We start from the raw sequence: 2,457 nt of genomic DNA, 5'->3' as shown, positions 1-2,457 counted from the left end.
GCCGCGATGCTGGGCGGGTTCGACATGCCACCAGGGAATCAGATCACCCGCAGGCCGCATAGCGGAAAACGAGACCTTTGCCCGCGGTTTTGCCCCTCTTACTGATAGGCGCTGTAACTATCTGAATCATCGAAATCCGGCGGGGTGCTCTATCAACGCTGTTTCAAAGAGTTGCGGCATAATGATGTCCGGCTTGCCTTCGACGGCCGCCACCAGAAACCCGGCATAAGGCTCAAGCCGACCCTAGGCCGGGGCGCGTCCTTGTCGGGCAGGCGAGGGCGATCCAGAGCGCGCCACGCGACGCAGCAACGTGATCGCATAGCTATCGCTCACCCCGCAATGCCGAGCTGCGGCACGCCGCGGGTGCCCAGCCTCAACAAAGGCCACGCGTGACCGAAGATCCAAGGAGTAGCTGCGTCCCATGATCCACCTCCATCAACGGTGGATCACAGCTACAGGCCTCAAGCAAACGCAAGTCAGGTCAGATGTCCGTCGTTCTAGCGTCGCGACATGCCGTCGACCGATCGTGATCCCCTTCTGGCGCAGGAGATCGCGCAGCATCCGGCTTCCCGCAAAGAAAAAGCCGAGGATCTAAAGGCGCAGGTCACGCTGACCGAAGGTGCGGCACCGTAGATCGTCAGCATCTCCTCTTAATTCCGGCCCGGCGTGGTCCTGCTCTCCCGGATGAACCCTCCGCAGGGACATCCCGCCCGGCTCCCGAGCCGTCCTTGGACCCAAGAAATGTGAGCACGTCCTCCAAACTGTACCGCTTGGCCTTCCCGACGCGGAGGAACGGCAGTCCCCGCAATTCGAGACGGCTCAACGTCCGCTCGGATACCCTGAGGAAGCTCGCCAATTCGGACCTCGTGCAAGGCGGACCGATGGTCCTCCAACCTGACCGAGGTGTGGCGAGGCCATGGTGATCAGACCGTGAGCGCACGGGTTCGTCTACACCAATTGGCGGACACGCGGATCCGCTCTTGAGGTCTCTCATGTATGATGCAACCGGTCGCGAGGCAAACAGGAACGTGACCGCAACCGGCTGGGTCGCAGTCAGCGTCTGAATGCCCCCGCGCTTTACGGGGTCGCCGACCCTCTCTCGCGGGGCCACAGCAATCAACGTTTGCCGATGACGGTCGCAGCGTACCAGGCTCGGAGCCGAACCCTGAGGGTTCTGAAAGGGGCGCTGCGCCACCATGAGATCGCCAGGCGCTTGGCTCGCTCACATGTTCATCTTATGTTCGCGATTAAAAATGTCAAACGCAAAACCACGAAGGATGCTGTCTGTTCCGCGCAGCGCCGGCCGGCATCACGATGTCTAAGGCCGAATTCCATTTGGTACCGGCGCCCCTCCGCTGGCGAGGGAAGGCCGAGCGACACACGCCTTCGTTCCACCGGATGGATCTCCGTCGTTTGGGGGGTCCTCGGCAGCGCCAAGCCCTATTTCAGGCCTGTGGGCGAGGCGCCGGCGAAAGCTCGTGGATCCCGACTATGTGGCGATGACAACCCCTTCCCGCTCGCAGCGTCAAAACTCGTCGCTCGGTCGCGGGGAGGCCTTGAATCGCGACGGACCCTCATGGTCTGGAGCTCGCCCCTCCTCACCATCCTCGTGACGTCGGTCAAGCGGGCGATGATACCGGAAGATAGTGCCCACCCGGGTGGAATTTGGGGTGGCCTTGACGGTGTAATCGGTCAGGCCGCTGCGGGTGTAGAATGCGGCGCCTCGTCGGGTGGTGCAAGCAGGTCGGTTTCGTCCTCGCCGCTTGGTGGAAGATTGCTGAGCGGCTCAGCGAGGCATCGACATGCACCACTGCGCCGGTCGCGATCCGTGCCGCCACACAGGCACGCACAGTCTGCTGGAATTTGCGCTGGAAGCGATCGGCGCCTCAGCGCTGGCGGATGCGGGTCAGTGAGGAATGATCGGGAAGCGTCTCGTGCAGGCCGTAGCCGACGAACCAGCGGATCGCCAGATTGACCTGCGCCTCGCGCATTAGGCGTCGATCATGCACCACGCCGAGCAGAAAGCCGGCCAGCATGAGGCGGAGCGAAGCTTCCGCGTCGATCCCAGGCCGGCTATTGTCCTGGCAATACAGCTCAGCAACCTCGCTCCGCAGCCAGGACAGGTCGAGGACCCGATCCCCGGTGACCATCCCCAGCACCGCGAGCCGCCGCGCTGCGCTACGCAAGGGCTTCGCGCGCCGGCTCGTTCAGTGAAATTCCACCACTCCATTGGTGACAAACTGCCGGAACGGGTCCAGGTGCGTCGATGCAGCCGCTGGGATGAGGCTCGCGATCGACGGGGCGATCGGCAGCACCTTGCAGATCGGCTCGACCCCGTAGGCCTAGCGGTGATCGTCAATGAAGGTGATCATCGCTTGAACGTATCCGTCATGAGCCCCCCACTTGGTCCTCGATCGGGCGGAGCTAGGCGTGAGGTGGCGGTGTGGCGTGGGGGCC

Annotated in this window: 1 protein-coding gene, 1 pseudogene and 1 other annotated feature; of the genes and pseudogenes, one reads left to right on the top strand and one right to left on the bottom strand. The window is 63.1% G+C overall.

The window, feature by feature from the left end; genetic code table 11:
- Window positions 1-510: 510 nt before the first annotated feature.
- Window positions 511-633, top strand: coding sequence for a hypothetical protein (locus M8523_RS36175; protein WP_282589623.1), 123 nt, complete (start codon window positions 511-513; stop codon window positions 631-633).
- Between the two features lie 1,139 nt (window positions 634-1,772).
- Here M8523_RS36175 and M8523_RS36170 read toward each other — a convergent pair.
- Window positions 1,773-2,150: pseudogene (locus M8523_RS36170) on the bottom strand (transposase); the annotation flags it as partial.
- Between the two features lie 147 nt (window positions 2,151-2,297).
- Window positions 2,298-2,397, bottom strand: a sequence feature (AL1L pseudoknot).
- Window positions 2,398-2,457 lie beyond the last annotated feature (60 nt).

Source organism: Lichenifustis flavocetrariae, from assembly GCF_026130545.1.
Lineage (GTDB): Bacteria > Pseudomonadota > Alphaproteobacteria > Rhizobiales > Beijerinckiaceae > Lichenihabitans > Lichenihabitans flavocetrariae.
The sequence above is the reverse complement of the archived record's forward strand: the minus strand, read 5'-3'. Positions and strand labels throughout refer to the sequence as shown.

Bases quoted from the DNA above. Each gene is read 5' to 3' on its own strand.
- M8523_RS36175 (WP_282589623.1), top strand. From the start codon at position 511: ATGCCGTCGACCGATCGTGATCCCCTTCTGGCGCAGGAGATCGCGCAG.